The organism is Saccharothrix deserti (genome assembly GCF_009769385.1).
Lineage (GTDB): Bacteria > Actinomycetota > Actinomycetes > Mycobacteriales > Pseudonocardiaceae > Actinosynnema > Actinosynnema deserti.
In genome coordinates this window covers 1-24,579 of record NZ_VKAB01000050.1, presented here as the reverse complement: position 1 = coordinate 24,579, position 24,579 = coordinate 1, and the positions used below count along the sequence as shown (strand labels likewise).

At 66.9% G+C, this 24,579-nt stretch carries 21 protein-coding genes and 1 pseudogene; 4 read left to right on the top strand and 18 right to left on the bottom strand.

From position 1 onward, the window contains the following. Nucleotides 1-39 precede the first annotated feature (39 nt). From FM051_RS43905 to FM051_RS43895, 3 genes are all read left to right on the top strand, one after another. Complete coding sequence (locus FM051_RS43905; RefSeq protein WP_238413096.1) at nt 40-2,235, top strand: translocation/assembly module TamB domain-containing protein; 2,196 nt, start codon at nt 40-42, stop codon at nt 2,233-2,235. A gap of 168 nt (nt 2,236-2,403) precedes the next feature. Further along, nucleotides 2,404-3,222: a hypothetical protein gene (locus tag FM051_RS43900; RefSeq protein ID WP_158853030.1), complete on the top strand. Its 819-nt coding sequence runs from the start codon at nt 2,404-2,406 to the stop codon at nt 3,220-3,222. Between the two features lie 196 nt (nt 3,223-3,418). Continuing rightward, entirely contained in the window at nt 3,419-6,772 is a 3,354-nt protein-coding gene (locus FM051_RS43895) for a beta strand repeat-containing protein (protein WP_158853029.1), read from the top strand. 83 nt (nt 6,773-6,855) lie between these two features. Here the strand turns inward: FM051_RS43895 and FM051_RS43890 are convergent, their stop codons facing one another. From FM051_RS43890 to FM051_RS43835, 12 genes are all read right to left on the bottom strand, one after another. Next, nucleotides 6,856-7,653, bottom strand: coding sequence for a GGDEF domain-containing protein (locus tag FM051_RS43890; RefSeq protein ID WP_158853028.1), 798 nt, complete (start codon nt 7,651-7,653; stop codon nt 6,856-6,858). A 67-nt stretch (nt 7,654-7,720) separates the two neighbouring features. Continuing rightward, complete coding sequence (locus tag FM051_RS43885; protein WP_158853027.1) at nt 7,721-8,605, bottom strand: exonuclease domain-containing protein; 885 nt, start codon at nt 8,603-8,605, stop codon at nt 7,721-7,723. A 25-nt stretch (nt 8,606-8,630) separates the two neighbouring features. Beyond that, on the bottom strand, nt 8,631-9,188 hold the full coding sequence (locus FM051_RS43880) for a TetR/AcrR family transcriptional regulator (RefSeq protein ID WP_158853026.1): 558 nt from the start codon (nt 9,186-9,188) through the stop codon (nt 8,631-8,633). 377 nt (nt 9,189-9,565) lie between these two features. Further along, nucleotides 9,566-10,459 carry a nucleoside triphosphate pyrophosphohydrolase family protein gene (locus FM051_RS43875; RefSeq protein WP_158853025.1) on the bottom strand — a complete coding sequence of 298 codons (894 nt, stop codon included), beginning with the start codon at nt 10,457-10,459 and terminating at the stop codon, nt 9,566-9,568. A 14-nt stretch (nt 10,460-10,473) separates the two neighbouring features. Continuing rightward, a complete protein-coding gene (locus FM051_RS53790; RefSeq protein ID WP_338019528.1) occupies nt 10,474-11,238 on the bottom strand; it encodes a C1 family peptidase in 765 nt (254 codons plus the stop codon). Further along, a complete protein-coding gene (locus FM051_RS43865; protein ID WP_158853023.1) occupies nt 11,238-12,599 on the bottom strand; it encodes an ImmA/IrrE family metallo-endopeptidase in 1,362 nt (453 codons plus the stop codon). The genes FM051_RS53790 and FM051_RS43865 overlap by 1 nt, the downstream gene beginning before the upstream one ends. Further along, nucleotides 12,599-13,075 carry a helix-turn-helix domain-containing protein gene (locus FM051_RS43860; protein WP_158853022.1) on the bottom strand — a complete coding sequence of 159 codons (477 nt, stop codon included), beginning with the start codon at nt 13,073-13,075 and terminating at the stop codon, nt 12,599-12,601. Before FM051_RS43860 ends, FM051_RS43865 begins: the two co-directional genes overlap by 1 nt. Next, the gene (gene acpS / locus FM051_RS43855; RefSeq protein WP_158853021.1) at nt 13,062-13,448 is read right to left on the bottom strand and encodes a holo-ACP synthase; all 387 of its coding nucleotides are present in this window, start codon (nt 13,446-13,448) and stop codon (nt 13,062-13,064) included. The genes FM051_RS43860 and acpS overlap by 14 nt, the downstream gene beginning before the upstream one ends. Beyond that, nucleotides 13,445-14,323 (bottom strand): hypothetical protein, encoded by an 879-nt coding sequence (locus FM051_RS43850; protein WP_158853020.1) that lies wholly within the window; start codon nt 14,321-14,323, stop codon nt 13,445-13,447. Before FM051_RS43850 ends, acpS begins: the two co-directional genes overlap by 4 nt. Then, the gene (locus FM051_RS43845) at nt 14,320-14,769 is read right to left on the bottom strand and encodes a hypothetical protein (RefSeq protein WP_158853019.1); all 450 of its coding nucleotides are present in this window, start codon (nt 14,767-14,769) and stop codon (nt 14,320-14,322) included. The genes FM051_RS43850 and FM051_RS43845 overlap by 4 nt, the downstream gene beginning before the upstream one ends. An 85-nt stretch (nt 14,770-14,854) precedes the next feature. Continuing rightward, a complete protein-coding gene (locus FM051_RS43840; protein ID WP_158853018.1) occupies nt 14,855-15,421 on the bottom strand; it encodes a dTMP kinase in 567 nt (188 codons plus the stop codon). A 145-nt stretch (nt 15,422-15,566) separates the two neighbouring features. Then, complete coding sequence (locus FM051_RS43835; RefSeq protein ID WP_158853017.1) at nt 15,567-16,658, bottom strand: nucleotide kinase domain-containing protein; 1,092 nt, start codon at nt 16,656-16,658, stop codon at nt 15,567-15,569. A 57-nt stretch (nt 16,659-16,715) separates the two neighbouring features. On the opposite strand from FM051_RS43835, the gene FM051_RS43830 reads away from it, so the two are divergent. Then, on the top strand, nt 16,716-17,045 hold the full coding sequence (locus FM051_RS43830; protein WP_158853016.1) for a hypothetical protein: 330 nt from the start codon (nt 16,716-16,718) through the stop codon (nt 17,043-17,045). 188 nt (nt 17,046-17,233) lie between these two features. Here the strand turns inward: FM051_RS43830 and FM051_RS43825 are convergent, their stop codons facing one another. The 6 genes and pseudogenes from FM051_RS43825 to FM051_RS43805 form a co-directional block, all read right to left on the bottom strand. Beyond that, the gene (locus FM051_RS43825) at nt 17,234-18,976 is read right to left on the bottom strand and encodes a hypothetical protein (RefSeq protein ID WP_238413095.1); all 1,743 of its coding nucleotides are present in this window, start codon (nt 18,974-18,976) and stop codon (nt 17,234-17,236) included. 186 nt (nt 18,977-19,162) lie between these two features. After that, nucleotides 19,163-19,603: pseudogene (locus FM051_RS54215) on the bottom strand (TniQ family protein); the annotation flags it as partial. After that, the gene (locus FM051_RS43820) at nt 19,600-20,757 is read right to left on the bottom strand and encodes a TniB family NTP-binding protein (protein ID WP_202919359.1); all 1,158 of its coding nucleotides are present in this window, start codon (nt 20,755-20,757) and stop codon (nt 19,600-19,602) included. The gene FM051_RS43820 and the pseudogene FM051_RS54215, both read right to left, overlap by 4 nt. Then, entirely contained in the window at nt 20,754-22,931 is a 2,178-nt protein-coding gene (locus tag FM051_RS43815) for a Mu transposase C-terminal domain-containing protein (protein WP_158853014.1), read from the bottom strand. Before FM051_RS43815 ends, FM051_RS43820 begins: the two co-directional genes overlap by 4 nt. Then, nucleotides 22,928-23,575, bottom strand: a complete 648-nt coding sequence (locus FM051_RS43810) for a TnsA-like heteromeric transposase endonuclease subunit (protein ID WP_202919358.1) — start codon at nt 23,573-23,575, stop codon at nt 22,928-22,930. The genes FM051_RS43815 and FM051_RS43810 overlap by 4 nt, the downstream gene beginning before the upstream one ends. 323 nt (nt 23,576-23,898) lie before the next feature. Beyond that, nucleotides 23,899-24,303: a hypothetical protein gene (locus FM051_RS43805; protein ID WP_158853013.1), complete on the bottom strand. Its 405-nt coding sequence runs from the start codon at nt 24,301-24,303 to the stop codon at nt 23,899-23,901. Nucleotides 24,304-24,579: the final 276 nt, after the last annotated feature.

Genomic DNA, 24,579 nt, shown 5'->3' with positions numbered 1-24,579 from the left:
CCCTGGCGGAACGCGCGCCGCGGGTGATCGGATCGGCACGTGACCGCCGAGCAGACCGTCGAGGACGCCGTGCGCGCCGCGTTCGCCGCCGGACGTCCGCTGCGGTTCGACCCGAGGACACCCAAGCGCGAACGCACGGTCCGCGGCGAACTCCTGTCTTCCCTCCTCCTCACCGACGGCCCGCGCAACGCCGCACTGCGGCTCGTCGGCGCGAACGTCGTCGGCCTGTTCGCCGTCGAAGGCGCCCAGGTCGACCCCGTGATCGACTTCCTCGACTGCACCTTCGAACGGCCGCCGGACCTCCGCATGGCCCGTCTGGTCGGCCTGCGGTTGCGCGGCTGCAAGGTCCCCGGGCTGTGGGGCCGCAACCTGCGCGTCGGCAGCGACCTGGTGCTGGAGGCCGGTTTCACCAGCGACGGCGTGGTCGACCTGACCGACGCCTCGGTCGACGGCACGTTCCGGCTGGCCGGCGCGGTGCTGCGGAGCGAGGGCGGCGACCACGCCCTGCTCGCCGCCCGCATCCGCCTCTCGGGTTCGCTCCAGGCCATCGCCCTGCGGGCGGGCGGTGAAGTGCGGCTGCGCGGCGCGAACGTCGGCGGCAACGTGCACCTCGGCGGCGCCCGCCTGCTCAACGCCGGCCAGAACGCCCTCGACGCCACCGGCGTCACCATCGCGGGCAACCTGTTCTGCGACGCCGAAGGCGGCCGGTTCACCGCCGAGGGCCGCATCCTGCTGGACGGCGCGCGCGTAGGCGGCAGCGTCGTGTTCTCCGGCGCCCGCCTGCACGCCAGCGTGGTCGACCGCCCGGTCCTGGTGATCCCGCGCGGCACCGCCGACGAGGCCGCCGCCCTCGTCGCCGACCGCATCCGGGTGGACGGCAACGTGGAGCTGGACGACGGGTTCACCTCGTCCGGCACGGTCCGCCTGCCCAACGCCCACATCGGCGGCTACCTGCGGCTGTCCGGCGCGGAGATCGGCCGCCGTGACGTGGTGGAGGAGCTCGCGGACCACACCGGCGAGGTCGTCCACCGCATCCCGGTGGCCCTGCACGCGGACGGCATCCAGGTCGGGGGCGACCTCGAAGCGCGCGGCGCGGTCAACGGCGGCTTCCACGGCGACGGCGAACACGACACCGCTCTCAAGGCCTACGGACAGGTACGCCTCGTAGACGCGCATGTAAGAGGAAGCGCATCTCTCTCCGGCGTCCAACTGCACGGCCCCGGCATCGACGTCCTGTTCGCCGACCGGCTGCGGATCGGCGGCACGCTGTTCCTCCGCGACCTGCGCGCCCAGGGTTCGCTGCGGCTGCAGAACGCCGAGATCGGCTCCACCCTCGACTGCTCCGGCGCGTCCCTGCTCGCGCCGCGCCGCCGCCCGGACGGCACGGTGAAGCCGTCGCTGGACGCCCGGGTGGCCACCATCGGCAAGGACTTCCTGTGCAGCCACGGCTTCTCCGCCGCGGGCGGCGTGCGGATCCGGCTGGCCGAGGTCGGCAAGATGGCCACGTTCGCCGGCGCCCGGCTGGGCGGTCCCGGCAGCGACATCGCGCTGAACGCCTACGGGCTCACGGTGAGCCAACTCGTGCTGCGGCTGTCCGAGGACCGCATCCCGATCGGCCGGGTCGTGCTCACGCGGGTGACCGCGGCGACCGTGACGGACGGGCCGGGGCTGTGGGCCGCGACCGGCGGCGTGGACGTGGAGGACTTCACGTTCCGCTCGATCTCGTCCACGCCGCACGTCGACGTGCGCACCCGGCTGCGCTGGCTGCGCGAGGTGCAGCCGGACTTCGCGCCCGGACCGTACGAGCAGCTGGCCGCGGTGTACCGGGACGGCGGCGAGGAGGAGTTGGCGCAGTTCGTGCAGCTGGAGAAGCAGCACCGGCGCTACTCCGAACTCGGCGTCGCGGGCCGGGTGTGGGGGTTCCTGCAGCGCTGGACGGTCGGCTACGGCTACCGGCCGTGGCTCGCGATCGCCTGGCTGACCGCGTTCTGGCTGTTCGGGTCGGGGTGGTTCCTGGGCCACGAGATGCCGAAGCTCAACGACGACGAGTCGCCGTCGTGGAACGCGTGGCTGCTGTCGATGGACCTGCTGATCCCGATCGTGGATCTGGGCCAGGACGGCAAGTGGCGGTTCAGCGGCGCCTCGCAGTGGATCTCCAGCACGTTGATCGCGGTCGGCTGGATCCTGGCGTCCACGGCCGCCGCCGGCGCGGCACGGGTCCTCAAGCGGGTCTGATCACCCACCGTCACACCCGGAAACACGGAGTGTTCGTCACACGATCCGGCGAACAGGGCGTCGAAGGAGTGCGCGCCCGCCTCGCCTCCTGGCACTCTCACGTCGTCGGGTTGATCACTCCGATCACGTCACCGGCGAATCCCAGTGCTTTCGGTGGAGGTACCAGCGATGTCGGCCGTTGACCAGCGAGTGGGAACGGGGGCGAGCCGCGTTCGGCGGCTGCTCTCCCGCGCCCTGCTGGTCGTCGGCGGCACGCTGGCCGGCTCCGCCGCGGCCTGGGCGCTGTCCACGGCTCCGGCGTCCGCGCAGGCCCCGATCGACCGCGACGCGGTCACCGAGGTCGCGCAGCAGGCGTCGCACAGCCCGCTCGATGCCACGCTGACCCCGGCCACGCTGACCCCGGTCGGTCTGACCCCGGTCGGCGAGGCCGTGCAGGAACTCGACAGCACGCTGCGCACCCCGCAGGTGCGCGAGCCCAGCCCGCCCGACCTCGGCCGGGTCGCGGGGGACATCCGCGGCACCGTCGAGCACGTGGGCGACTGGTTGCAGCCACGGCTGCCCGAACCGGCGCCGGCCGACATCGTGGTCGGCGGCACCGTGGCGCAGCGCGTCACCGAGACCACCCCGGCCGCCACCGCCGTGCCGGTTTCCGCCGGCACCCCGGTGGTGCAAGGGTGGTTCGGCACGTTCAGCCGCACGTGGCTGGAAGCGTCCCAGCAGCCGATCGCCGAGCTGTCGGGCGACACCACCGGGCCGTCCCTGCCGGGCGACCCGTCCGGACTGCCGTCGATGCCGTTCGCGCCGCTCGGCGCGCCGGTCCACTGCTCCTGCGGTGGCGACGGTTCCGGTTCCTCCGGCGGCGGCAGCGGCCCGTTCTCGGGTGTCTCCGCCGACCGCATCGACTCCGCGGTGGCCCGGGCTCTGTTCCCCGCCACCGAGCGGAACGTCGTGATGCCGGGCAAGCAGCCCGGCATCACGCCCGACTGACCACAGCGCGCGGTCCGCGGCGGCTCTGACAGAGCCGACCCGGTAATCGACCGTGGCGCCGTTCGCGTGCGCTCCCACCCGGTCGAGACGCCGCGCTTCCCAACCCCCCTGATCCGGGTGGTCGCCTCTCCACGCGCTCAAGCCGCGTCCGACCACCCTTCACCTCCCGCAAGGGACACCGAAAGAAGGAGAACCCATGCAAACCTGGGCCAAGCGCGGTCTCCAGACCGCACTTGTCACGGGTGGTTTGCTGATGCTCGGTACGGGCATCGCTTCAGCCCAGGAGAACGTCAACCCCGACGCACCGCCGAACCCGCTCGACGCGAAGGTGCGCATTCCGGTCGACGTCGACCACAACAACCTGGGCACCCCGATCGGCAACGGCAACCTGCCGTCGATCCACCACGAGGTCGGCACGCCTGACCTCTCCGGCACGCCCGCCGACCGCTACGCGGATTCGGCCAACCCGTACGTCCGCGGCGCGCAGGCCTCGTTGACCGCGACGGACGCCGGCGGCGTCACCCGCGGCAACACCGCCGACGCCGACGTCGTCATGCCGCTCAGCATCTGCGGCAACGCCATCGCGGCGGGCGGCGACGCCTACAGCGAAGAACACTGCTCGCAGACCGTCGACAGCACCGGCGACGTCAAGACCGACGGCTCGTACGGCCCGCTGTCCGGCAACGTGGCGCACGGCGCCGCCGCCATCTCCTCCCAGGTCAGCGGCAACGCGATCGCCGCCCTGGCCAACGCCGAGACCCGCGGCTCCGCCGACCAGCGCGCCACCGCGGGCGGGGACGTCAAGACCTCCGGCGAGGACGGCTCGCTGTCCGGCAACATCGCCGCCGTGCAGGGCGCCGTGCCGGTCCAGGCGACAAACAACGCCCTCGCCGCGGGCGGCAACGCGCGCAGCACGGCCTCCGCCTCGAACGACGCCGACGCGTCCGGCTCGCTGCGCACCGACGGCAGCCGCAGCACCGGGGGCGGCAACGTCCTCGGCGCGCCGTTGGCCCCGATCGCCGCGGTGAGCGGCAACGGCGTCGCCGCCGCGGGCAACGCGGACGCGGTCACCGAGAACGAGGCGTCCGCCAACGCGGGCGACACCCACCCCGACCGGTGGGGCACCCCGATGTGGGCCGCCACGTCCGGCAACAACGGCACCCTCGCGGGCAACGTGTTCCAGCCCGCGCTCGCCGGCCCAGTGTCCGCGGACGACAACGCCCTGGCGGGCGGCGGCAACGCGCGCATGGCCGGCACCACCGCCAACGACGCCGAAGCCGGTGGCAACAGCGCGACCTCCGGCCACGACGCCGTGCTGTCCGGCAACTTCACCGACGCGCCGGTGGCACTGCCGGTCTCCGGCGCGGGCAACGCGCTGTCCGGCGTGGGCACCACCTCGGCCGCGCACTCGAACGACGCCACCGCGACCGCGGGCGGCGACACGTTCACCAACGGCGACCGCTCGGTGCTGTCGGCCAACTCGGCCAACCTGCCCCCGGCGGGCGCGGCCGACCTGTGCGGCACCGGCGCGACCGCGGGCGGTATCGCCCAGGGCGAGTGCGTGAACGACGTCACCGCGGACGCCGGTGGCTACAACGGCACCACGGGCAACGACGCCGTCGGCTCCGGCAACATCGGCCAGGTCCCGGTCGGCCTGCCCGCCGAGGCGTTCGGCAACGGGGCCGGCGCGGCGGGCACCTCGTCCGGCCGGGCCACCGAGGACAAGACCATCCGCTCCGGTGACGTCGCGAACAGCGTCGACGACAACGGCACCGTGTCCAGCAACGTCGTGACGGCCCCGACCGCCCTCGGCGGCCAGGTGTTCGGCAACTCGGGCGGCGCGGTCGCCAACCCGTCGTCCAAGACCGACAGCGACACCAAGATCGACCTGGGCAACCCGCCGAAGGCCAACGGCAAGCACGGGTCCGTGTCGGGCAACATCGTGCACGCGCCCACTTCGAACCCGGCGCAGGTGTTCGGCGACTCGATCGTCGGCGTCGGCAACGGCTCGTCCGAAACGAACAGCAGGCTGGACTCCCGCTCGGGCGGCTCGGCCACCACCACCGGCGACGAGGGTTCGCTCTCGGGCAACGTGCTCTCGCTGCCCGAGGCGTCCTCGCCGCAGGTGTTCGGCAGCGCGATCGGCGCGGGCGGCAACGCCGAGTCGAAGAGCCGAAACGAGTTCGGTTCCCACTCCGGCGGCGACGTCCAGACCTCCGGCAACGACGGCTCGTTCTCCGGCAACGGCATCGGCGCCCAGCAGTCGGTGCCGCTGCAGGTGTTCGGCGACGCGGTCACGGCCGCCGGCAACGGCGAGTCCCAGACGGACAACAAGACCGCCATCATCGCCGGTGGCGAGCACCTGACGTCGGCCGACGACAGCGCGTGGTCCGGCAACCTGTTCACCGCGCCCACGGCCGTCGCGCCGTCGGCGCAGGGTGACGCCGTCACCGCCGCCGGCCTCGCGGACAGCGCGACCGGCAGCAGGTCGGACAGCAAGTCCGGTGGCAAGACCACGACCTCCGGCTACGGCTCGGCCACCGCGCACGACGTCGATGTGCCCGCCGAGGCGTTCGCCCGCCTGGTCGGTGTGCCGCTGGACGTGCTCGGCACCGCGACCACGAACAGCACGGACGACAACCGGTTGCGGACCGGCGAGGACAAGGCCGAGGACCCGGTCCGGGGCATCCAGCTCCCGGCCGTGGTCGACAGCCTGATGCGTGCCACCGAGCTGCCCAACCTGGACGTGCTGCGCTACCTGCCCGAGTACAAGCGGCTGCTGAGCACGCTCGGACTCGACGAGCTGCGCGGCCTGCCGATCCACGGCGTGACGGGCAACGGCCTGCAGAAGGTCGGTCCGCCGGTCCGCGACCTGGTGACGAAGGCCCGGAAGACGCAGTTCGGCAACCCCGTGCTGGCCGGGTCGCAGTTGCCCGAGGCCGACCAGCCGACCCAGCTGCTGCCGGCGCTGCCCGAGACGCCCGCGCTGCCCGACGCGTCGGAGCTGGTCGACCGGTCGGCGCTGCCGCACCTCACCGACCAGCTACCCACGATCGACGCGCTCAAGCAGGTCAAGCAGGTCCGCCACGGGCTGCCGCCGGTGACCGGCGCGACGCGGGCCGTCGCCCGCAAGCTGCCCGGCGTGTCCAGCCTCTCCAGCACGGTGCGGCCCGACACGGCTGACGAGCGTTCGTTCGGCGGCACCCTGCCGCTGGTCGGCGACCTCGGCACCACGCCGGACCTGCAGAACCTGCCGCTGAACGGCTCGCCGCTCGGTGTCAGCCAGGGTCGCAGCCTGTCGACGCTGCCGGTCGCGGCTCCGGCTCCGCTGCCGTTCGTGGTGCCGGTGCCCGGCGTGGCGCAGCCCCGCACGGCCGCGCCCGTGATGGCCCCGGTGGGCGTGAGCGGCCTGGACGTCAGCCCGGTGCAGGATTCCGCCCGCCCGGCGGAGGTCCTCGACCACGTCGAGGCTCCCGCCCTGGCCGGTCTGGACGCCCGCAGCGTGTTCGGGTCCCTCGAGGACACCACCGTGATGCCGCGCATCGTCTGATCCACCCCCCTCCCGCGACTGGGCCCCTGGCACTCCACGCCAGGGGCCCAGCCCTGTGTTCGGGGTTTCAGTGTTCGGGGGTTTCACCGACGGAGGCGTTCCTCCACGTTCGCGATCACCGAGTGCAGCGGCACCTCACCGTCACTGGTCACCCAGCACACCCGCACCCCGGGCCGGACGCGCTCGCCACCGAGCCGCACCGCCTGCCCGGCCAGCTCGCGCACCAGTTCCGCCAACGCCTCACCGTTGCCGTTCGGGTGCTCCGCGACCACGGCGAACGAGTCGCCGCCGTACCGCGCCACCGTGTAGTCCGCCCGTAAGCCGTGCCGCAGTCGCCGGGCGAGCACGGTCAGCAGCTCGTCACCGCGCTCAAAGCCGTACATCGCGTTCACCGAGGCCATCCGGTGCACGTCCGCCAGCACCAGCGACGCCAACGTGCCCTGCGTCCGCGCCCGGATCAGCGCCTGGTCCAGCCGGTCGAGCAGCAGCGCCCGGCCCGGCAGCCCGGTCAGCGCGTCGAGCAGGCCGGCGCTGTGCGGCACGTCCGACTGCACCGGTCTCAGCAGCACCAACACCTGCCCCCGCATCACGATCGGGTGGTACTCGGCCCAGACCTGGGCGTGCGGCAGGACCATCGGGATCGTCAGCGGACATCCGGTGCGCAGCACCTGCGCGGCCAGTTCGGCGCGGCTGGGCAGCGGCGCCCCCGAGTCGTCACGGGCGGGGTCGTCGCCGGCGGGGGCGTCACCGAGCAGCGACGACGCCAGCGGGTTCGCCGCGAGCACCACACCGTTCTCGTCCTGGAGCAGCACCCCGACCGGCAGTTCCGAGACGAACTCGTCCCACACCGCACGGGAAGCCGTTATCTGCACGGTACTCATAGGACTCGTGCCTTCCGCCGAGCGCAGGGCCTGTCCGTGAAGAGCCTCCCCGTGGGTAGCGGGCTTTTCAATAGGCCCGACGCCACCCGGTCCGGTGATCTTTGGCCACCGGTGTAACGCCCAACCGGTCGAGCATCCCGGCGAAGTCATCCTCGGACACGATCGGCACCCGGTACGCCCGCGCCCGTTGCGCCTTGGTCGACAGGGTGAACGGGTCGGCGGCCACGAGCACGCGGGTCGCCTTGGTCACGTACCCCTGGCTGACCAGCCCGAACGAGGCCGCCCGGTCGATCCACACGTCACGCGGCGAGTGCATCTGACCGGTGAAGACGACCCGGTCGCCGCGCACCAACGTCACCGGTTCCGGCCGCCGCGACACCTCCGCAGCCGCCCCACGCCGCACCTCGACCACTTCGCCGTCCAGCGACACGTGCGGCACGGCCTCGGCCTCAGGTGCGCCGAAGCCCAGGTAGTGGGCGAACAACCGGGCAGTGGCGCGGGCGTCGTACAACGCGGAGTGCGCCGATTCGAGCACCACCCCGGCCGCCTCGCAGCAGGCCCGCAACGACCGCCCGACCCGGTGCGGCAGGTACCGGTCGGCCAGCCGCATCGTGCAGAGGCCGGTCACCGGCAGGTCCACCCCCATGCGGGCGAACTCGGCGGTCAGGAACCGGGCGTCGAACGACAGGTTGTGCGCGACGACCACCCGTCCGGCCAGCCGGGAGGCCAACGCGCCCGCGGCCTGCGCGAACGTCGGCGCGTGCCACACGTCGGCCGCGCGGATCCGGTGCACGTGCTGCGGCCCGAGGTCACGTCCGGGGTTGAGCAGGGTGCACCACTCGTCGGTCACCCGTCCCGCGGAGTCCAACCGGACCACGGCCACTTCGACGATCCGATCCGAACCACGCGCGGCGAACCCGGTCGTCTCCACGTCGACCACGGCGTACCCCATGATCGACGAACCCTACCGATCAAGGTCACGCCCTCAACGCGCGGAGCACGAGATCCACCACCGCGTCGGCGAAGTCCCCGGTCAACGGAGCGGTCCGCAACAACCACCGCTCGTAGACCGGGCTGAGCAACAACTCCGCCGCCGCCGACACGTCGACATCGGCCCGCACTTCCCCCAACGCCTGTGCGACCCGCAACCGCTCTTCCAACGCCATCCGCCGCGGCATGAGCAGCAACGTCACCAGATCCGTGCGCTCCTCGTGCACCAACAACCGGCACACCTGGTCGAACCGCCGCTCGGGCAACTCCTCGACCGCGATCCGCAACTCGCGCTTGAGATCGACCGCCAGATCACCCGTGTGCAGCACATCCCGCTCGGCCGGCCCGAGCTCCACGAACGCGTCGAACAACAACGGCCCCTTGGACGGCCACCACCGGTAGATCGTCTGCTTGCCCACCCCGGCCCGAGCCGCCACCGCCTCGACGGTCAACCTCGAGTAGCCGAGCGCCTCGACCAACTCCAACGCGGCCACGAGGATCGCCCGCCTCGAACGGTCGCTGCGCCGCGCCGCATCGGGTGGCATCCCTTGATCGTATGCGCACTTCCGGGGCGCGGGAACGCATCACAACCGGACATACCCCACCAAACCGCTCTCGTGCGCGACTTGGCCGTGTTGATCTTCAGCAACCGCGGGTTCACTTGTTGTCCACGGGGACGTCACCAAGATCAGTCTCAAGTTCGGTGCCGAGCATCCCTGCTGAGCGGAGCATGTGGACCGACCGACCGACCGAGCTCAGCGAGATCGATCCTGAGACCCGGCAAAATGTAGGGTCTCGCCGCACACGACATGTCGATCTTGGTTGACCTGGGCTTTCTCCGGTCGTCTCACACGGATGCTATGAAGATCAATCTCATGATCGCTGCATATCTTCATCGGCGTCCGGCACTCGACGGTCCTGATCACTGGCTATTAGGTGTGGAGGTGTAGGTCAAGATCCGGCGATTCAGGTCGGCGTGTACGGTCCCTCCGCGGTTCTCTGTGAGTTCCACGAACGCGCGATAACCAGCGAGGATTGCGTACTCCCAGTCCTGGGCGGTGCGTCGAGACACTTCAAGATGAGCGGTCATCGCTCGGCATGCCTTGATGATCTCGGAGGGGACGCTAGTGCTCGTGCGGAAGTAGCTGTGATCACGGGCCGCAGCAAATACATAAGCGCTCAGGCCTTCTTCGATGGCGATTGCCCTGCCACCGTCTTGGATACGGTCGGTGTCACGGTCAGTGCCGCGCTTCACCCGTAGAAGGCTGCGCATCACCGGAGACCAGCCCAGGATCGCCATGTGGGCCAAGTGGAAGGCATCGTGATAGCGGTAGTCATCGTTCTCTCCGCTGTTGTCGTCCAGTGGGTCACCGACAGCTTCAGTACCTCGGAAGATCGATACCACCGGCACGGCTTTGGCCCCTCGATCGTGCGCCACCGTTTCGTTGAAGGTGATGTCCAGGCTACGGGGTAGTTGCTCGCCGGGGTGAGCGTCGTCGTCGAACAGCGGATGCGGCGGAGGGGTCGTCGGCCGCAGGAAACGTTCGCGGGTCTTACGGACATTGTCGACGAGGATCTCTTCCAGACTTAGGCCGCATCTGCGGGCCAGCGCAGTCGCGTACCAGAATAGGTCCCCAAGCTCTTCGCGGACCTCGTCGGAGAAGGCGCGATAGCCAGTGTGGTCACGTTGGATCTTTTTGTACTGCGCAACCAAGCCGCCGATTTCGCCGGCGAGGCCGAGCATGGGCAGCACCAAGTCATCCGGGTCGAGGATGTCGGTGTCGGCTACTGCGTGCTCGAACTCCGCGAGATCCATGAGACGTCCTCCGGCTATGTGGTTGCGGGTGGGGAGGCGCTAGGTAGCACGATGGCCGCGTAAGGAGTAAAGGCGATGAGGTACTCGGTGGGCAGCCAGCAGTAGCCGCCACTGCCCCAGAACGACCCCCAACTATTGCGGATGAGCAGATGTCGTCCACGGGTTGGGTCGGTGGCTGCGCCGACGCAGAAAACGGCGTGGTAGTCACCGGCGGCTGTCCGAAGGTTAGGCAAGCGCACGTAGCCATTGCCATCGGGATATGCGAACTCCGGGGTGACCTCGACGATCAGCACAATGGGAACTGCGGCCGCCAGGTAGTCCTCGAGTTCGTCCTCGATGCCGTCGTGGGCGAGGTGGAGTTCATGCACGGCTGCGGTGTGCCACGGCGGACTGCCGATCCCATTGGGCGGATTTTCAGTGCCTATCCCGAGTGATGCATTATAGGGCCATACCTGCAGCGGCGGTTGGCCTTCGTCGGCGAGCGCGACGGCGGCGTCGTCGATCAGCATCCCTCCCGCCCCGGTTTGCCCGCGTTGGGTGCAATATCGCCAGATCGGCTCTGGTGCGAGCGACTGTGGTGTCGACCCGGCGATCGTTCGTGATGCCTCGTTGCCGAGCGCCAGTGTGAATGGTACGCAGAGCGGGCGTGGGCCCTGCGAGATGAGCTGCGGGTCCAACAAGCCGCGCAGATCCACGTCGGCGCGAGCGAGGGCGGCTGCCCGGCGTGCGGCGCGTCGGCTCGACCTTGCGGACTGTGACGGCGTGGTCGATTTCGGCATCACTGGTCGTTTTCGATGGTCGGTGTGGCGGTGTCGTCCTCATCAACGTCGAGGTTGATGTTGAGGAGGGCTCTGCGGTGCAGAATCTCCGGCGGCGGAGACACGTACGCGCTGATGGTGAAGGCTGCAGCGGGGGCGGCGTGCGGATCGTGGATCGGGGCGTAATACAGCACAGTGGTGAATCGGCCCTCAGCGCGAGCCTGAAGCGCGAGCAGTCGCTGTCCGGTAGCACCCACGCCAGGCTTGGTCAGATCTGGGGGCAGAGCTGCAGGCGCGAAGAGGGCGCTGGCGTTGCCCGGCCGGCCAGCGATGTGCTGCCGGAGCACTCCTGGGTCTCGTCCTTGAACCCGCGCCCATCCGGGCCGATATTCGTCGGCCACCATCGACAGCACCTCGGTGGACTGCTCAACGGTTGTCGACGCGGTGCGTGATGAGGGTGGAGAGGTGCTGGCGTCGAGGGGCCGGGTGGCCCGTGGTAGTAGGGCGAGCGCAGCGTTGATGTCCGCCGTTGTCTGGTGCGGTGGTTCTGTGTGTGGAGCTTGTACGGGAATTCGGGCTGGCAAGGATGGCGCTGCGAACGGTGGAGGCGCGGCGCGTGCTTGCAGGTTGCCTCGTTCGACATTGGCGGCTTCGTCCAGCCACTGGTAGCCGGTGGTCCGGTTTTCCGGGAGCGCTATGACGATTTCGTCGTTGACCACAATGTCGATGTGCTCAGAAGGATGTCCGAGGGATCGCTCGTCCAGCACCCACACATTGGCGCGCCCATCTTCGGGGCGGTGTCCGTGGGCTGCTGCCTGCATCGCGGTGAGGCGCGGAACCGTGAGCAGGTCGTCGCGGTCACGATCGCTGATGATGTCGAGGTTGGCCATCTGCCGTAGAGCTGCTTCGTAGCTGACGCACATGTCTCGTGCGATGAGGTAAGCCTTGGCCGGTGAGATGGCCTCGCCTGTCGAACGGTGCCGGGCGACCATGCTGTGGACCAGCGGCGGGGGCATTAGAAAGTACGAGGCGAACCACTGGGCCAAACGTTCACGTTCGTCCGCACCCGGACTGAGGATGTCAGTTTCGGTGTCGAATGCGGTTGGGTTGTGGTCCAATCGCCAGTGGCCAATCTCGTGGGCTGCGGTGTACCGCTGGATCGTCGGCTCCCGTTCGGTGGTGATCAGGACACCACCTGGGCCCTGCTGGATCGCGGCACCGAGTAGCGACGTGAGTGGTTGAAAGACCAGCCACATGCCCAGGCGTCCGATGGCCTCGAATACGTCCACGGGCTGCTCTTGATCGACATCGAGTTCGTCGAGAAGGTCGGCGGCCGCCTGCAGGGCACGGCGACGGCGGGCGATGAACGGCGAGGTAGTCATCACTGATCCTGCGGGTCGGCGCTGCGCTGTGGTGGTGACCCAAACGCGGGAGGTGCCGTGCGGAGGCCAACTGAACCAGGCGGAGGCCCGGCGGACGCGAGGAACTGGGCGAAGCGCAACACCTGCTCCTTATCATCCTCCGATAGCGCGTTGGTCGCGCGGTATAGTGCGTGGTCGACCGCAGCGGTTTCCTCTTCTTCGCCTAGCAACCACTGCACGTTGCGGCGATACAGGCGCGCCAACCGCCGCAGCTCCAGCGCGGTGACGTTGCGGCGGCCGGATTCCATCGCGATTACGCTCGTCCGCGGTATGCCGAGAGCACCGGCGACGTCGTCTTGGGTGAGCCCTAGCGTCTCTCGGGCTGTGCGCAATCTGTGCCCGACAACCTGCCGTTCCGACGACAGGTCAGGCCGCTGTGCCTTGGCTCGGGGGGAGTCCTGGTCGCGGCTCGGGGTGTCTGGATTATCGGTGTTCATCGTCCGTACTTCCTACTCCAACGACGAATGCGAGTGCCCACCGATCCTCGTGGGTCAGAGATACCGACCAGGTGTCGAGTCCGAGTTGGTGCGCGCGAGCAGCGGCGTTGCCGCGCAGGACCAGTACCGGTCTCTCACCCTCTACGGCCGCGATCTCGATCTCGAGAGGGCTGATCTGTCCGACACCCTGGCCTAGTGCCTTCATCGTGGCCTCTTTGGCCGCCCAGCGGGAAGCGAGCCGATCTGTGCGGCCCGCGCAGTACAGCCGCTCGGTGGAGGTCCACGAACTCTCGAGGAAGGCGTCGCCGCTGAGCTCGACCATCCGAGCGAGCTCAGTTACGTCCACCATGTCCACTCCGGTCTGCAGGATCACGGGGCGTCCACTGGGGCGGACTGCTGGGCGAGCTCGATCAGCTCATCGATGCCGCGCCTGCCCCCGTAGGTGGCCGTCTCGGTGTCAGCCAGGGTTGCCTGCACAGCCAGCTCCCCGATTGCGAACCCGGTCTGCTGCGCCAAGAACGCGAGCAGCCGAGCAAGGCCAAGGAGGTTTCCGTAGGCTTTGGTGACCAAGTATTGGTGGCGGTAGACCGCTAGCATGCTCAGCTCGCCATCGAGCAGAGTGAGGTCTATGTGAACCAGACAGGGGAAGCCACGCAGTCGGCGATCAGTGGAGGCATAGATTTGGACGCCGAGATCGCCTTCCACCATGCTAGCGGTCTCGGCCTGGCCGCCAATGGTGATATCGGACGTGTTGTGACTTGAGTAGCCCGCTCGGTGCGCGGCGCGCAGGTACTGAACCCGAAGAGCCAGTTGATTTAGTCCACCGGGCTTCTTGCCCGGCCAACTGATCATGCGGCCGAAATATGTACCACGTTGGTTTCCGGACGCTGTGCACAGCAGCGGGAGCATGTCTGAGTAGGCACCGTAGAGGTCGTTAGCGGCGGTGTCGAGCTCGGCTTCGCGATCAGGGTCAAGGTCTGGAGACCAAGCGAAGTCGGGTGAGATATATAGATCCTGCGGAAAGATTGTGCCGGCGACAGTGTCCACCTCCTGGATGGTCACGCCGGCGCGTTTACCGGGCGCCAGAACACTATCAATGGCTGCCCGGATGATTGGGTCCTCAGAAGCCAGCGGATCGCGCACAGTGGTCATGACGTTTGTGCGGCGTCCCCCGTGGTCGTGCACGAGGTCCAGGGTGCGCAACCAGGCGTGGCTCAGGTCATCCGCGGGTTCGACGTAGTCGCTCATGCCGCCCCGATCGCCGGTTGCTCGGACAAGGATTGCTTGATCAGGGTCGCCACGCCTCCCACGCTGCGCAGCGCGTCAGCGGCGACGTCGGAGAGTCGGACGAGCTTGCGGCCAAACGCTTTGCCCACCGTGGACAAGATCCACACGGCGGTCATGCTCTTAATGGCCAGCGTGCCGTCCGTGTGCGCCGGACCAGCCGCAACCTCGGCCAGCGACTGCCTCTTCAGATGCGCCAGCATCCCCAGCACCTCGTGTCGAAGTTCGGCCTCAGTCATGGCCTGGATCGCCGCCGGGTCGAGGGTGATCGCGGATGGACCACGTCCTGGCTCCTGCGAGCCGTGATCGGATGCCTGTTCGTTTGTGGGTGGCGCCGTCCGCTCGGCTTGCGCGGGCAGCGATGGGAAGAACAGGGGTGGTCCTCCCGACCCGGCTATGTTCTCATCCATGACGTGAGTGTCGGATAATCCGACATGCCTGTCAAGTGTCATCGTGGCCCCTGGGGTCACTGGACGCCTGTAGCCAGTGCTTCAGTCAGTGTTTGACGAGCAGCCCACGTGCGGCGAGTTGACTGGCGAGGAAGTCGGTGGTCGCGCGAGGAGCATCGGCGGGAACGTTGATCGTGATCTTCGCGTGGCGCGAAGCGAGCTCGGCGTAGCCTCGCCGCACCGCGTCACGATTGAGTGCGTCGCGCTCGAATGGAGTCATGAAAAGGAACACCAGGTCAGCCGAGAGCCTCGCCCACACTGAGTTGATCAGTGTGAAGAACGCGGACTCGTCCACGCCGTGGGCGGCCAAGTCGGCGCCGTACCACCCGTATGCCACGGTCGACCACCACCAGCGGTCCAGTATCAGTCCGCTGGTGTGTCGCGCCTCCTGGAGGGCGGTTACGTTCTCGGCATGGCAGGCCAGATGAAGTAGCTGACGTGCCAGCGCCGAGGAGATCGGCTCGTTCTCGGTCAACCGGTAGATCTCGCGCGTAAGGGTGGTCAGCCCTGATGGCATGTGGCTGAAGACCGGTCGTGGCTCGTCCCAGGGAAGTTCCTGTAGCCGTTGGACCTGAGTTGATTTGCCGCTGCGGTCCAGGCCCTCGAGGACCACCAGAGCACCAGGGGTCAACCGAAGCCGTCCGGACGGTGGCATGCTGCCACCTTCCCACGGTCCTGGTGAGATGGCTAGTGAATCTGTGCGGTGGCCTGACCGGCGTTCGCTTGCCGCGCTCTAGTTTGGAGTGGTCGTACTGTGGCTATACGTTCCCGGACTCTCGAACTGGTTGGTCAACGTTGATGCCCCATCGGGGCGGGAACCAAGCGAGCACTGGTTCGGCGATAGGGGTGAACCGTTGTTTGATTCGGGTGCGTCCGCTGTGTCCGGTGATATCAGGGTGGGCTACGCGGGCATACTTGTCGACCTCGCAGAACAGGTTCTGGCAGTCGATCAGCTGGAGCGGTCGACCGCGCAAGCCGTCGAACCGCAGGCCGAGTCGGGCGAAGTGCTCATGTTGGCTCGCGGCCATGTAGCTAATCACTTCGGCTTCGATGCCGTCTGCTGCCGGTCCGAAGCACTTTCGGATGCCGTCGCGAGCGCCTGGACCTGGAACGACGAACTCCATCTCGTCGCAATTAAGCACCGTGGAGTAGTTCAGGTCGATGGCGAACTGGTAGGCGAGGAAGTCTCCCATCGCTGGGTAGGCAAGCAGCGCTTCGAACACTGACTTCAGCGAACCGGCGGTCGTCACCCGCTCAGCGAGGCCGGTGGTCATCATCATCTCGATCAGCCGCAAGTGATTGGTGTGTTTGCGCTGTGCGCCCAGCCGAGGTGGCGGTACCACATAAGCGGCCGAGTACAACTTGACACCGCGGCTGAACGCTGCCGTGAGCACCTGATCGTAGGCATCGAGATCGAAGTGCGTCCAGGAGATTTCTCCCATCGCATCGGTCAACAGGTGCCAGGTCGAGATCCGGTTGAACAGCTTGAACAGCAGGGTTCGGAAGACGACCTCGTCCGGTTGCTGTGATCCGCGGTAGGAGACTTCGCGGATCAGGAACTGACTGACGCGGTCTGCGGCTCGGAAGCAGTTGGTGAACCGGTGTCGCGTTATCACCGGATCGTCGGTCCACGGACGTGGCTGGCCTGCGACTCGCGCCTCGTACACGGCCTGCCGTTCGGCTGCGAACCACCAGTAGGTGTCGAACACTGGCGTCGGGTTCAGCGTCCGGCCAGCTACTCGGATTGGAGCTGGTGGTGGGGCGGTCCGGCTGCCAGGCGGAGTGGCCGGTTTCGACAGCGGTGCGAGGTCGAGTTCGATCTGTCCGCTTGCCACCGCCAACGAACTCATCAGCCTTCTCCCATGTACCGTGTCACATGACTCATGTAACACGGTACACTACCGCACGTGGCCAGGGGTAAGGAGGCGCTCCGGGATCGCTCCTACGCGATCTTCGGTAATCGGTACGTCGCTGAAGTGGTGACTGCGATCGCGGAGGAGACCGCTGGAGCGGGTTCGCGGGTCACCGTGCGCATGATCGCCTCACGGGCGCGGTTGAACGACAGCCTCGTGCAGCTTGTGACCAAGCGCCTTGTGAACGCAGAGCTTCTCCAACGGCTGCCTCAAGACCGTCCTCGCGCCGCCGCGTATCACGAGGTTCAGCGATCAGGCGGAAGATGGCAGGCATTGGTGGACCTCTGTCGACGCCTCGCTGACGACTCTGATGGCGAGATGTAACTTGACACTGCGGGCAGGTAATGCAGTCACGACACTCCTGCCACGGTGGTCTTTCTTGCCTGGATTCGTAGGGCCGCGAGCACAACATGATGTGCTGAGGGATCGGGGCTCATCGAGAACAGCTCGGTTCCTCAGACATCACACCGGCCGTGCCTCTTGACATCTACGTTGTGTAGAAGCGTGAGTGTCTAAGTAGGGTCTGGTCGCTGCGCTCGGCTATGACTGGTGCCTCCGCGTGAGCGGAGCGGGATGTTGTGTCGTTTGGCCCATCGCGTCATGTTCGACGGGCTCATCCCGGTTTCCCTGGCCAAGTCGGGCAAGGTGCGTCGGTGGTTGATGTATTGGTCATACAGCCAGTCGCGGCTGATCATGATGGTGGGGCGGGGACCGTTGTGTTGACGGCGGGGGATGGCGTACTCGTCAAGAAGGGCGGAAACGATGTTACGGCTGACACCGATTCGTCGGCCGATTTCGCGCAGTGTGTGCTGTTGATCGCAATAGAGGCGAGTGAGAAGTTCTCGGGGCAGTGCGGTGCGGGCGGCGAACCTGAGTTGCCCGGTAGCTCGGGCTTGTTCGCTGGTGGTAGGGGGCAGCGCGGGCGCCGGATGTTGGTCCAGTAGGTGCCGGACAACGTCGAGAGTAGTTCCGAGCTGCTGCGCTGCGGCGCTGAGTGAAGTTCGACCGTCGCGAACGAGGCGATGCAGTGTGTTGATGTCGACCGCAGTCGGGGTATCTCCGGGTAACTGGAGGTCGTCGAGGAGCGTCACTGGTGGCTGCCACTCGACTGGTTCACCCGCGATGCCCTGGTGTGCGAGGAAGTCCTGAGCTGCTGCGTTCAGGTGCTCGGCGAGGTCGGGCGTGATGCGTGCGGCGAACTGATGGAGCTGTTCTCGGTTAAAGGAACGGTCGATCCTGAACGAGTCTGGTGCCTTCTCTGCGGGCATATTGCTGATCTTTTCGAAAAGCAGGCAGCGGGCGAGCTGTAGGCGGCGTTGCTGTCCGGTCAGAAATCCAGTTTGACGGCAAAATATAATCCACTGGTCAGCGGGGAGGAGGTCGTCGTAGTTGAGTTCGCGTCGGCGGTGATAGTCGATCGGGATGTCGCCTGCGTCGAGGTGATCGACGAGCCGAGTCAGGGCGATCAGAATGTGGGACCAGTGAGGACTGGCTTCCAACGCCATGAGCGAACGCGAGACGTCATGTGAGTCGATGATTGCGCCCAAGGTCTCCGTCGCGTCGGACAGAGTGCGGCGGGTTCCTGCGAGCAACAACGCTGCTGACAGGGCTGGCCGTAGGATGCGCAGGCTGGGCCATGTGCCTGGTTGTAGCCGTAGTGCCCAGGTTGTCCAGAGCCTTGCTGGAATGCGGTGGTGCCTGGATAAGGCTCGATCGGCGGGAAGTCGGTGGCTGGGAGTGTCAGCGGCCGTGCGGTAACGCAGTTGGTCACTGGGCTTCAGGAACGGGCCGAGAGCTGAGAGTTGGACGGCTTTCAGGGTTGTGCTCGATCCTCGCCCCCAAGATCCGATGTTGGACGGGGTGACTGTGCTTCCGCGCTGACGCGACGTTTCGATCAGCCAGCGTATGGCTGTTCCAGCGTCGCGCACCGTGTTCGAGTTCAGAACCGTGACAGCAGCAGTGACACCGAGTGCGGTGATCGCGGCGTGGGCTGGGGCCATTGCGCCTGGGCGTGCGATGGCATGTGCAGGTTTGTTGTGGCCGGCGGGTTGCGCCATGGCGTGGTCGTAGTCAGCCAGTAGATCGCGCGGCATGCTGTTCAAGTCGCCTCGCTCAGCGTGGCTGAGGATCCTGCCTGCGAGAGCGCGTAAGTCGGACAGCGCTGTCGATGCAGGCAACGGATTGGTGGCGTAGATGCCGAACTGGGCTTTTTCTTCGTTGATGACATCGAGAACCAGGTCTTGGGCTTGGAGCACGGGATGATTTTCAGGGAATGTGCTTGTGATTGCGGTGGTTAAGTGCGTTCCACAACGTCGTGCGGAACGGCCGACCGTTCCGGTGCCGGAGGGCTGAACACAACGGTCCGGTGCGAACAGGTTGGTCAGCAGACGGCGATAGGGCACTCGTGAGCAGTGGGGGCAGACGTCGGCGAGTAGACGTCGGTGGACAGTGCAGGCAAACGACCATCCCAACCGCCAGGACAACTGCCAGCGTCCACCGGTTTCGGCGAGGCAGTCGGGGCAGTAACGGGAACCCGTGTTGCGCCCCCAAATCCGCCATCGGAGAACCTGCCGTGTGGCGTGATCGATGATTAGGGCGTGGCCGTCGTAGCGACTCAGGGTCAGCGACTGGATGGTGCTGGGGCTAACACCGGTGGCCTGGGCAAGGATATCGATCTCGGACGGTCGGAGTAGCACAGTCCAATCAGGTGGAATGTCGTCAGACTTACTGGTGCGGCCACGGCTTCGACGGGGTAACCCGAGTTCGGGAAGTAGGTCGCCGACGGGAGTGTGGAGTCGGTAAGCGAGGGCAGCGAGCCAGGAATCCAGGGATTCGCCCGGGATCGGGTCAACGCGGATGGGCAGCGTGCGTGGCTGGCTCATCCGGACTTGCGCTGTGACCGGGTGGTGATGCGGCGGGAGGCCAGCGCAGCCTCCAACTCGCGCCGAGCAGTTTCGGCGGCGTCGTCGTTCTTCACCTTGTCCAGCAGGTCTTGGCTGAGGTATTCGGTTCTGGTCCGGACAGCTCGTTGGCAGCCGCGGTTGATCAACGTCATCAGCGACCCTATGTGACCGGTGCTGCGGGCGAACAGATAGTCGGACAGTTCATCGGCGAGCATCCCGGGAACCTTCTCCGCCAACACCAGGCGCTGCTCGATGGCCAACAGCATCTGCCGCCATTCTCGTCGCCCCTTGTCGGCGTCGATGGTGAAAGGCCGCATGTCCAGGCGTGTGGTGCGGCGCCCGGTCTGGGCCAGGACCGCATTGGTGTAGGAGTCTCCTTCGGAGAACAGGCCGCGTTCGGCCAGGCCGACGCCAATGAACACTAGCGTCACCGGGAACTCGTTGGCGATGTACTTGAAGTGGTTGCTGATCTCCACCCCGGACTTCGCCCGCCATCGGAGGAAGTGCAGTTCGTCCACGATCAAGACGCGGGCCGCACAGGACAGCATGCAGTCCAAGGCGCGGTGCGCGAACTGGGCGGTCGTCCCAGTGGTCCGTCCTGGGTGAGCGAAGTACTCCAGCATGGCGCGGTTGAAGTCCTTCATGCCCGTATTGCCGGTCATCCCGACCCGGCAGACCGGCCACCGCTCATGTCCCTCCTCGGTGAACTCGCCCTCTTCGGCGATCTCTCGGAGGTGGAACTGCTTGGCGAACGACAGCACCGAGGTGGTCTTGCCCAACCCCGGAAACGCGTCGATCGCGATCGCACCCTTGGCCTTGTCCCCGTCCTGGGCGTTGCTGTCGACGATGTCCCACAAGTCCTCGTGCAACTCGGCCAGTTGGGGAGTTTTGATCGGCCCCAGGTTGGCATGCCAGACCCGCCGCTGCCTGTTGTAGTCGGCCAGCGCGTCCTCACCGAGTCGCCGCAGATCCGCGGTGCTCAACGGCTCGGGCTGGGCGCGGGTCGGGGCTTTGACGAAGCTGCGCCAACCTTCCTTGCGCGCCAGAGTCAGGTTGTCGAGCCGGGCGTTGCCCTCCGATGGCTGCTGCTCTGCGCCTTTCGAGGACTGTTCACGGCGCAGCGTGCGGCTCACGCGTCCTCCAGGGCATCGGCGTAGAAGTCGTCCTCGGCGTCCAAGGCTTCGAGGTCATCGGCATCGTCATCACCCATATCCGCTACCGGCTCGCCAGCCGCGTCCACCGGCCCTTCGCCCGAGGATGCAGTAGCCGCCAGCACACGGGCCACCGATGGCAATGCCGACATGGTTTGCTCGGGTGCATCCTCGGGCAGATCGATCGCGGCCCGCTCGCGGGACAGCCGCAAAGCCATCCGCCGCTCCGGCAGCGTTTGCCCCAAGCCGACGTTCCACCGCTCGAACAAGTCGGCGACCGCGATCTTGTCGTCGGGATAGGTGTATTTGGCCGCGGCCAGTTTGCGTGCGAACTCCAGCGCGTCCTCGCTCAACGGCATCTCCAGCGACGGAGCGTGTTCCCACGGCAGCGTGTGCCACTTACGCGGAGAGTTCAGGTCGCGAAAGTAGACGCGGGTGATGTCGTCCGGGTTGACCTGGATTGGCCACCGCCCATCGCCTTTCCCGGCGTAAGGGCTGGTCTCGTTCTCGTAGTCCTTGAGCACCCGGCCCTGGTAGCGGCGCCCGTCGATCTCCACCCCGTAGTGCTGGATCGTGCGCCACTTGGTCTGGAGGAACTCGTAGCCCAACTCCGGGTCGCGCGGGACCTCGATGTAGCCGGCTCGGGCAATACCATGCTCGAACATCACGGCCGGTGACATGCGTAGCTTCGGCAGGTGCGGATCAATCAAGCTGGAATGCGGTTTGTGGTGATAGACCATCGCAACCCACTCGCGGATGATCGCTTCCAACTCGTCGAGGAAGAAGAACGCGTCCGCTTCGGGACTCAGGCCCCGGGAGTGGACATCCGGCCCCTTGTAACCGGGCAGCGCCTGCAGCAAGTCCTCGCGCAGGGTGCGGAAGAATCGCTCCACCGGACCTTTGTCCCGACCGGTGCGCAGCCGCGCCGGCTGGATCGAGATCCCCATCCGGCGACACACACTCGTCAAGTGCTCCGACAAGTAGATCTTGCCGTGATCGACCACAATCGTCTCTGGCACCAACGCCGGCGAGGCCACCCCCGGTCGCTCGATCGCGGTGGCGTCCAACAGCACCGATCGAGGAATACCGTGCTCGGGCCAGACCGCATGCGCAGGCCAGTCCCGACCGGCAGGGCGCGGCCGGAATGCCTGGTAAAGCACCGATGCTGCGTCCACTGACTTGGTCGATACTGGGGTGAGGCGTAGCCCGACGATGCATCGGTCGTACCAGTCCATCGCGACGGTGAGTTCCGAGTTGATCCACCGCAACGTGACCGGGTCCAACGCGAACACGTCTAACCGAGTGGTGTCCATCAGCACGTACTCACCTGGCCGGACCGGCCGTAGCTTCCCGTACACCTCATCCGGGCGCTCGGCGATATCCCGATTCCGCTTCGTGCTCAACCGGAATGTCGGATGCTTCCGTTCCAACTTCTCCAGCACCCGAAACGCCGTCGCCCGACTCGGCAGCTTCACCACGCCGGACCCGAATCGCGCCTCGACCCTGGCGTTGGTTCGGTCGATCACCATCGTCCGGGACGGCTTCGACTCCTCGGTGTGCTCGACCATCACCTCCGACGCGGTCTCTATCCACCGCTGGTCAACACGGCCAGCAGGGCCGTTTCTCGCGAGACTCTTCTTCGGGATCAGACCAGCTTCGCCGTTGTTGTGAAAGTCAGACACCCACTGTTGAACGGTGCGCATCGTGACGTTCAGCTCGGTTGCCTTGGACTGGTATCGCGTCGTCAGCGGAAGGCTGGGGTCGAACTCCGGGCGGGGTTCTCCCTCAGCGGCGAGCTCGGCCGTGCCCGAGCAGTAACCGGTCAGGACCTCCTGTACGTGCGCTGTCCGTTCCCGCAACTGCTGCCGCTCGGCATCGGTCAGCTCGGCCAGCAGCACGCTCGCCAGCTCCTGCGGGTCATCAGCGGAGGGCCCGGGACGTGCTGGGATAATCTGAGCACGGTCTGAAGTCAGCAACTCCCGCATGGATACGCGGATGACCCGCTGGCCGGTGGCGTTCTTGAGTAAGACCTCGTTGCTGGCCGTGGTGACGAGCAGCTCTACCACCTCGATGACCTCGCCGTCGTACTGAAACCGCGTGCCGACACCCACTCGCACCGCTGCGCGGTTCGCCCCAGAGTTCGCAGCGGCGTTCATGTGGACATCCTCAGCACGTGGGCACCGGCCAGCGGGCGCGTCAGGTCGACGGTGAAGTGCTGCCGCCACAGCAGATGCAGCACTGCTGCCCGCACCTGGGGTGCTGGCCGGTCTGGACGGGAACGGCACGCCGCTGCCAGCGTGGCGCCGTCGAGATTCGCCGCGTGAAGTTGCCCGAGAAGCTCCTCGTCGAACAACCAGCCCCGGCGATAACCGGCCAGGAATCGCACGTTCTCCAACTCGGCATGCGGTGGCTCGCTCCACACCTCATACCGCCAGCCGCGTGACTCCACCGCCTGCCGTGTCCAGCCGAAGACGAACACGTTGTCCGGGTTCATGGCGCGCTGCCGCGGCTTCACATCCACCACCAGCGGCCCGGTACTGGTCAACAGCAGGTAGTCCGGGACGTGTTTGCGCAGCGCACCGGCGACTTCGGCGCGCAGCAGGAACGGCTGGGCCAGGATGCGCTGCACGGACCTGTCGAAGTCCGCGAATAGCAACCGCGCCAGCTCTAGCCGGGACTCGTAGATCACCAGATCGCGCTCGGTCGCCGACCAAAAGCTGCCCGAATAGTGCCGCTGCCCCCGGTGCCAGCGGAAGGTCCGCCACGGCGATGCCGACACCATCGAGTCCAGACCGGCCAACGCCCACGGCTCGGTCCTGTCCGGCGTGCCCTCCGACGCTTTGCCAGGCACCGAGTTCGCGCACCGGAAGCTGACCGTCATCGACGTCGGGATATCTACGGCCACTGCTTCTCCCCACCGACACGGCCACGGGCGGCCATCAGTCGGGGGCACCCTTACATCGGCCCTACACCGAGGACCGAGCTACTCCGGCGTGTCGAGGACAACCACCTGGATAGCCCACAAGAAATACACCCGTACAGCGGAACGGCAAGCTCAGAGCTCGGCTCGTGGCTGCAGCGTCGATCATGACGTCGCGCCAGACGCCGTGGTGGGCGTCGTGCCTATTCGGCGTGGTCCGTCACGGCGGCCGCGAGTCGGAGGCATGCGGCCTCGTAGGCGGCGCCGATGGCCCTAGAGTCTCGCATCAGCGCTGTGAGGTGACCGATCATTTCCTTGCCGTTGACGCCGTGGCGAGGTACTTCGGTGCCCATGCCGAAGTATTCGAGCTCAACTGTGGGCAGGTTGGTGAGGCCGCCCAGGTCGCCCAGGACCGACTGAAGCTTGCCGACCAACTCAGCGAGCTCGTTGCCGAACGTCGTCCAGGCTGTTGCCTCCTGGGCTGCCACATCGGCGCCCTTCGCCATCTGCTCCCGATGAGCGTCGGCATCACCAGGAGAGTTTGCCTTGCCGGTGGTGAAGGTGCTGGTGGAGTCGAAGATGTGGCCAGAGGGGGTTGGAACAGGCATGAGGGTGCTCCTTCGAGTCTCATCGCCACTTCAGTTATGAAGTACAGATGAAGCCAGCCCTGAGAAAATGAAGTCGAATTTGAGGCCCTACACAAAATGTAGGGTCTCACCGTGCATGACATATCGATCTTGTGTGACGTGGGGTTTCCCCGTTGTCTCACAGCGATGTCACCATGATCAGTCTCAAACTCGTGTCGTTTCCTCTGTGCATGACCGGACCTCGGTCACGAGGCCGTGATCACCCAGGCTCGCACGTCAAGCGGAGTGAACATGTGA

What these genes read in the sequence shown, in the direction of transcription:
- FM051_RS43880 (WP_158853026.1), bottom strand. Translation starts at nt 9,188, where the DNA reads ATGCCACCCGATGCGGCGCGGCGCAGCGACCGTTCGAGGCGGGCGATC.
- FM051_RS43890 (WP_158853028.1), bottom strand. Translation starts at nt 7,653, where the DNA reads ATGAGTACCGTGCAGATAACGGCTTCCCGTGCGGTGTGGGACGAGTTC.
- FM051_RS43805 (WP_158853013.1), bottom strand. Translation starts at nt 24,303, where the DNA reads ATGCCTGTTCCAACCCCCTCTGGCCACATCTTCGACTCCACCAGCACC.
- FM051_RS53790 (WP_338019528.1), bottom strand. Translation starts at nt 11,238, where the DNA reads ATGCCGAAATCGACCACGCCGTCACAGTCCGCAAGGTCGAGCCGACGC.
- FM051_RS43900 (WP_158853030.1), top strand. Translation starts at nt 2,404, where the DNA reads ATGTCGGCCGTTGACCAGCGAGTGGGAACGGGGGCGAGCCGCGTTCGG.
- FM051_RS43815 (WP_158853014.1), bottom strand. Translation starts at nt 22,931, where the DNA reads ATGAACGCCGCTGCGAACTCTGGGGCGAACCGCGCAGCGGTGCGAGTG.
- FM051_RS43895 (WP_158853029.1), top strand. Translation starts at nt 3,419, where the DNA reads ATGCAAACCTGGGCCAAGCGCGGTCTCCAGACCGCACTTGTCACGGGT.
- FM051_RS43850 (WP_158853020.1), bottom strand. Translation starts at nt 14,323, where the DNA reads ATGAGCGACTACGTCGAACCCGCGGATGACCTGAGCCACGCCTGGTTG.
- FM051_RS43875 (WP_158853025.1), bottom strand. Translation starts at nt 10,459, where the DNA reads ATGGATCTCGCGGAGTTCGAGCACGCAGTAGCCGACACCGACATCCTC.
- FM051_RS43865 (WP_158853023.1), bottom strand. Translation starts at nt 12,599, where the DNA reads ATGACTACCTCGCCGTTCATCGCCCGCCGTCGCCGTGCCCTGCAGGCG.
- FM051_RS43835 (WP_158853017.1), bottom strand. Translation starts at nt 16,658, where the DNA reads ATGAGTTCGTTGGCGGTGGCAAGCGGACAGATCGAACTCGACCTCGCA.
- FM051_RS43885 (WP_158853027.1), bottom strand. Translation starts at nt 8,605, where the DNA reads ATGGGGTACGCCGTGGTCGACGTGGAGACGACCGGGTTCGCCGCGCGT.
- FM051_RS43845 (WP_158853019.1), bottom strand. Translation starts at nt 14,769, where the DNA reads ATGGATGAGAACATAGCCGGGTCGGGAGGACCACCCCTGTTCTTCCCA.
- FM051_RS43860 (WP_158853022.1), bottom strand. Translation starts at nt 13,075, where the DNA reads ATGAACACCGATAATCCAGACACCCCGAGCCGCGACCAGGACTCCCCC.